The organism is Micromonospora sp. 4G55 (genome assembly GCF_016803375.1).
This window is the reverse complement of sequence record NZ_JAEVHN010000461.1, coordinates 1-5,042: the sequence shown is the minus strand read 5'-3', so window position 1 is coordinate 5,042 and position 5,042 is coordinate 1. Positions and strand designations below refer to the sequence as shown.

Genomic DNA, 5,042 nt, shown 5'->3' with positions numbered 1-5,042 from the left:
GGCGGCGAGCCGAGCAGCCGCGGACGAGATCGGCGGGCGCGCCGCAGCCGGGGCGAGGGGTAGCCGGTGTTCTCCACCCGGCCATCCTCGCGGCCGGGCGGGGGGCGCGCCCAGAGTGCGCGTACCTAGGTTGATCGACCCGCCGCCGGTGGCGGTGTTCGTTCGTGCGGCGGTCAGCCGAGCCAGCGGCCGTCGCGCATGAGGACCCGTCCCCGCAGCTCGTTCGCCTCCCGCCAGGCCTGGATGCGCCGGGGGCGGATCAGGAAGTACTGGTAGGGCTCGTCGAGTTCGCGCGGGTCGAAACCGGTCCTGGTCGCGAACGCGTCGCCCAGCTCCGGGCCGAGGTCGGCGATGGCCACCGGCTCGGCGGTGCCGTCGACGATGACGACGTCGCGCGTCGGCCCGAGGCTGAGTCGCACCCGGCCGTCCGCCAGCAGGTTGCGGCCGGTCACCGAGGCGCGCGGTGTCGAGATGACGAACGCGGTCCCGTCCCAGAGGTACGAGAGCGGGACGAGGTGGACGCCGCCCGGGGAGCCCGACGTCGCGACCCAGAGATCGACGTCGCTCTCCAGTTTCGCGCGGGTGTCCCGCAGCCTCTCCTCAAGCCCACGCGGCGGCGCGCCCGTCATGCTTCCTCCAGTCACTCCGTGGCGAGCGTTCCATCAGGAAAGCTCCGTCGGTCATCGGTCGGTTCACCCGGCGGCCGCCTCATGATCGGTCGTCGGGTAGGGCACGCAGCCCGTCAGGGCGTGGGGGCCAGCAACGCCGACGTCCCTGGCGAGGGCACGGCGCCGGCTACTCGATTCCTGACCGGTCTGGTCACCTGTTTCGCCACACACGGCGGCATCCCCGACGCGGCGCCCGCCGCACGGCGTCGGTAGGCGCTGGGCGGCATGCCGACCAGCTCGGTGAAGCGGGTGCTGAAGGTGCCCAGCGACGAGCAGCCGACCGCGAAGCAGACCTCGGTGACGCTGAGGTCGCCACGACGCAGCAGCGCCATGGCGCGCTCGATGCGCCGCGTCATGAGATAGGCGTACGGCGACTCGCCGTAGGCCTGCCGGAACTGGCGGCTGAGGTGCCCGGCCGACATGTTCGCGCCGCGGGCGAGCGCCTCGACGTCCAGCGGCTGCGTGTACTCCCGGTCGATCCGGTCGCGGACCCGGCGCAGCCGCGCGAGGTCGTTCAGGCGCTGCGCCTCGGCGAGGGCCCGCCCCCACGAGGGGTGACACATGAGGGAACTCCTTTCCACGATGTCCGCAAGCACCCGCGCGCCTGCCGAGCAGGCGACCGGGTGCTCGACGACCGGAGGGCTCAGCGCAGCTCCTGGATGCGGACCAGGTTGCCCGCGGGATCGCGGAAGGCGCAGTCGCGGATGCCGTACGGCTGCTCGATCGGCTCCTGGACGACCTCGGCGTCGCCGGCCTGCAGCTGCTCGAAGGTGCCGTCGAGGTCTCGGGTGGCCAGCAGGATCCAGCCGTAGGTGCCCTTGGCCATCATTTCGGCGATGGTGCGGCGCTCGTCCTCGGTGACCCCGGGGTCGGTGGCCGGCGGCGCCAGGAGGATGGACGTGTCGGGCTGGCCGACGGGGCCGACCGTGATCCACCGCATCTTGCCCTGTCCGACGTCGTTGCGGACCTCGAAGCCGAGGACGTCGCGGTAGAAGGCCAGGGAGGCGTCCGGGTCGACATGCGGCAGGAAGCTGGTGTGAATGGTGATGTCCATGGCGATCACGTTAGGTGGGACACCAGGACCCGCACTTCTCGATTCCTGATCGATCCGGCCAGGTGCGCCTAGGTGCGGGTGTTCTCGTGCACCCAGGCGGCGTACGCCGGCTCCCCGCACTCCACCCGGGACACCAGGATCTCCGGCACCTCGTACGGGTGGGCGGCGCGGATCCGGTCGACCAGCGCGACCACCCGGTCGAGGGCGGTCTTGAACTGCACCGACCACTCGGTGCCGGTCTCCACGGCGGACCGCCACCAGTAGGTGCTGTCGACCTGGCCGCCCACCTGCGCGCAGGCCGCCAGCCGCCCGGCGACCGCCTCGGCCGCGAGCGCGTCCGCGACCGGGCGCGCGTCCACCACCGTCGTGACCACGCAGATCTGTTCCATCAGCGCACCCTACGCGGCGTCGCCCCGGCCGGTCCCGACCCGCGCGGTCAGCCGGTGGACACGCCGTCGCGGTTGGCGGCGATCCAGGTGTCGATCCGGGCCCACCAGTCGAAGAGCCAGTCGATCCGCTCCTGCCGGTCGTCGGCACCTCCTCCGGCGGCACCGACCAGAAGCGCATCACGATCCGCTTGTCCATCGGCAGTTCCCGCCAGACGTCGGCCACGGTGACCATCCGGTCCAGCCCGGTGTGCGCCACGAAGATCACCCCGGCGTCCGGGGCGCGTCCAGCGCGGCGAGCAGTCCGCCGGGCTGCGGCGCCAGCACGTGCCGCATCCGCTCGGCGCGCGACGCCATCCGCTCCAGCCCGAGCGCGCGGAGCCGGGCGATGGCCCGCAGCCGGCGGCCGGGCGTGAAGTTGCCGCCCTCCGGGAAGATCACGAACGCGTCGTCGTCGTCGAGGTCGGTGGCGAGCTGGCCGATCTGCCGGACCGCCGAGTCACGGCCGTCCGGGCTGGGCGCGATGAACCGGTTGGGCAGCCGGTTGAGCAGCACGTCGATCGCCGGGTCCCACTGCAGGCTCTCCTTGAGCACGATCCGCGGCTCGCGGTGGAACCAGTTGACCAGCGCGTGGATCAGGATGAACGAGTCACCCGGCCCGGCGTGCCGGCAGAGCACCAGCTCCGGCCGGCCGGGCAGGGCCGTGTCCGGGTCGGTGCCGACCACGTCGATGCTCAGCCGCAGCGTCCAGCGGGCCTGCCAGAAGAGCACCCGCAGGAAGCGGCCGGCGAGCACGTAGTGCGCGCGCTGGAAGGCCGGCGAGCGCTTGCGCAGCCCGAACCCGGACGCCAGCCAGAGCAGGAAGAGCGCGGCCAGCGCCGCCGCGTCCCAGACCAGGTAGACGGAGCCGATCCAGAGCAGGCGCAGCGGCCGCAGCCGGCCGGGAACGAAGGGCGACAGCGCCAGGCCGAGCAGCGCCCACACCGGCACCGTGGTGACCATCGCCAGCGCGAGCAGCACCACGCCGGGGGCCAGCAGCATCCGGCGTACCCACCGGGGTGGCAGCGGCATCAGCGGTCCAGTTGGGTGGCCAGGTAGTGCCGGGAGGCGGTGTAGGCCCGGCTGATCCGCCGCCCCACCGCCGCCATGTCCCGGTAGGCCCACGGGCTGTCGTCGCGGGGCTTCAGCCCGCCGGTGGGCAGCACGTGCACCTCCACCCCGTCGGGCAGCGCCGCCATCTCCCTAGCGAACCGGTGCCGCCGGGCGATCTCGAACGCGACCTGGGCGATCTCCCAGGGCCGCTGGGGCGGCGTCAGCTCCCGTTCGATCCGACCCACCTGGAGTACGAAGATCTGCCGCGCGCCCAGCGCGACCGCCTCGCCGATCGGGATGGAGTTGACGATGCCCCCGTCGATGTAGTGCTGGTCGTCGATCCGGGCCGGTGGCAGCAGCCCGGGCACGGAGGCCGAGGCGAGCACGGCCGGCACCAGCGGACCGCTGTCGAACCAGTGCTCGGCGGCCCGCTCGATGTTCGCCGCGCAGCAGCGGAACGGCACCTTCAGGTCGGCGAAGGTGGTCTCGGCGCCCAGTTCGGACTCCAGCAGCTTGCGCAGTGGCCGGGGCGAGTGCAGGTGGGTACGCGCGGCGAACCGGCGCAGCTGGCGGGCGACCGAGTCGCCGTACACCTCGCTCGCCTCCGGCGAGGCCCAGAGCCGGACCAGCCGGTCGGTGACCGCCTCGGTCGGGTCGGCGGCGACCAGCGCGCCGTTGACCGCCCCGATGGAGGTGCCGAGCACCACGTCCGGGCGGATCCGGGCGCGGAACAAGGCGCGCAGCATGCCCACCTCGACCGCGCCGAGCACTCCCCCACCGCCGAGTACGAACGCCACCGGACCCGCAACCATGTCGCTCATCCTGGCACGCGCCCGCCGCCGCGCCGGGTCCAGCCGCTGGTCACCCGGGTCCGGCCCGGTGCAGGTGGCGCCATGCGAGCCGGCCACGACGGAGGGTGACCGCGAATCCGGACGACCGTTGACACGGCGGACACATTCCCGCAACCTGATACCGCCCCCACCCCAGGCAGGTGCGATCACTGATGGCAGCACTGCACGCCGGCAGCTTGCTGGCCCGCCGGTACCGGCTCGTCGACCAGATCGGGGCCGGTGGCATGTCGGTGATCTGGCGGGCCCGCGACGAGGTGCTCGACCGGATCGTCGCGGTCAAGGTGCTCGCCCCCTCCCTGGCCACGGACGCCCGCTTCCGGGACATGGTCCGCGAGGAGGCCCGCTCCGCCGCCCAGCTGGTCCACCCGCACGTGACCTCGGTGCACGACTACGGCGAGACGCTGGCCCCGGACGGCTCGATCACCTCGTTCGTGGTGATGGAGCTGCTCACCGGGGAGGAGCTGGAGCACCGGCTCACCGAGGGGCCACTGCCCTGGGCCGAGGCGATCGAGGTGGGGGCCCAGGTGGCCGAGGCCCTCGCGGCCGCGCACCGGCTCGGCATCGTGCACCGGGACATCACCCCGTCCAACGTGATGATGACCCGGGTCGGCGCGAAGGTGCTGGACTTCGGCATCGCCACCCACGTGGGCGCCCCGGACGAGGACGAGGACGGCGGCACCTTCGGCACCCCCGCGTACGTCGCGCCGGAGCGGCTCGACGGCGCGCCGGCCCAGCCGGCCACCGACGTCTACTCCCTCGGCGTGCTGCTCTACGAGACGCTGACCGGCCAGGTGCCGTACCCGGCGGACACCTGGGAGCAGCTCGGCGAGGCGCTGGCCGCCGACGAACCGCCCACCCTGGACGGTGTGCCGGGGCTGCCGGCGGCGGTCGCCCGTACCTGCCTGCGCTGCCTGGCCCGCGACCCGCGCGACCGGCCCACCGCGCACCAGGTGGCCGCGGCGCTGCGCGACCAGCTGCTGCCCGGCGACCC

Annotated in this window: 6 protein-coding genes and 1 pseudogene; 1 reads left to right on the top strand and 6 read right to left on the bottom strand. The window is 73.4% G+C overall.

What is annotated here, in order from left to right; all coding sequences use genetic code 11:
- Window positions 1-173 precede the first annotated feature (173 nt).
- The 6 genes and pseudogenes from JNW89_RS27390 to JNW89_RS27365 form a co-directional block, all read right to left on the bottom strand.
- Window positions 174-629, bottom strand: coding sequence for a pyridoxamine 5'-phosphate oxidase family protein (locus JNW89_RS27390; RefSeq protein ID WP_238451240.1), 456 nt, complete (start codon window positions 627-629; stop codon window positions 174-176).
- Window positions 630-742: 113 nt separating this feature from the next.
- Window positions 743-1,231 carry a helix-turn-helix transcriptional regulator gene (locus JNW89_RS27385; RefSeq protein WP_238451239.1) on the bottom strand — a complete coding sequence of 163 codons (489 nt, stop codon included), beginning with the start codon at window positions 1,229-1,231 and terminating at the stop codon, window positions 743-745.
- 80 nt (window positions 1,232-1,311) lie between these two features.
- Complete coding sequence (locus tag JNW89_RS27380; protein ID WP_238451237.1) at window positions 1,312-1,722, bottom strand: VOC family protein; 411 nt, start codon at window positions 1,720-1,722, stop codon at window positions 1,312-1,314.
- A 68-nt stretch (window positions 1,723-1,790) separates the two neighbouring features.
- Window positions 1,791-2,111 (bottom strand): divalent-cation tolerance protein CutA, encoded by a 321-nt coding sequence (gene cutA / locus JNW89_RS27375; protein WP_238451236.1) that lies wholly within the window; start codon window positions 2,109-2,111, stop codon window positions 1,791-1,793.
- Between the two features lie 47 nt (window positions 2,112-2,158).
- Window positions 2,159-3,179, bottom strand: a pseudogene (locus tag JNW89_RS27370) (1-acyl-sn-glycerol-3-phosphate acyltransferase).
- The gene (locus JNW89_RS27365) at window positions 3,179-4,012 is read right to left on the bottom strand and encodes a patatin-like phospholipase family protein (protein WP_238451242.1); all 834 of its coding nucleotides are present in this window, start codon (window positions 4,010-4,012) and stop codon (window positions 3,179-3,181) included. The pseudogene JNW89_RS27370 and the gene JNW89_RS27365 overlap by 1 nt, the downstream one beginning before the upstream one ends.
- A gap of 191 nt (window positions 4,013-4,203) precedes the next feature.
- Here JNW89_RS27365 and JNW89_RS27360 point away from each other — a divergent pair.
- A partial coding sequence (locus JNW89_RS27360) for a serine/threonine-protein kinase (protein WP_238451234.1) occupies window positions 4,204-5,042 on the top strand: 839 nt, incomplete at its 3' end.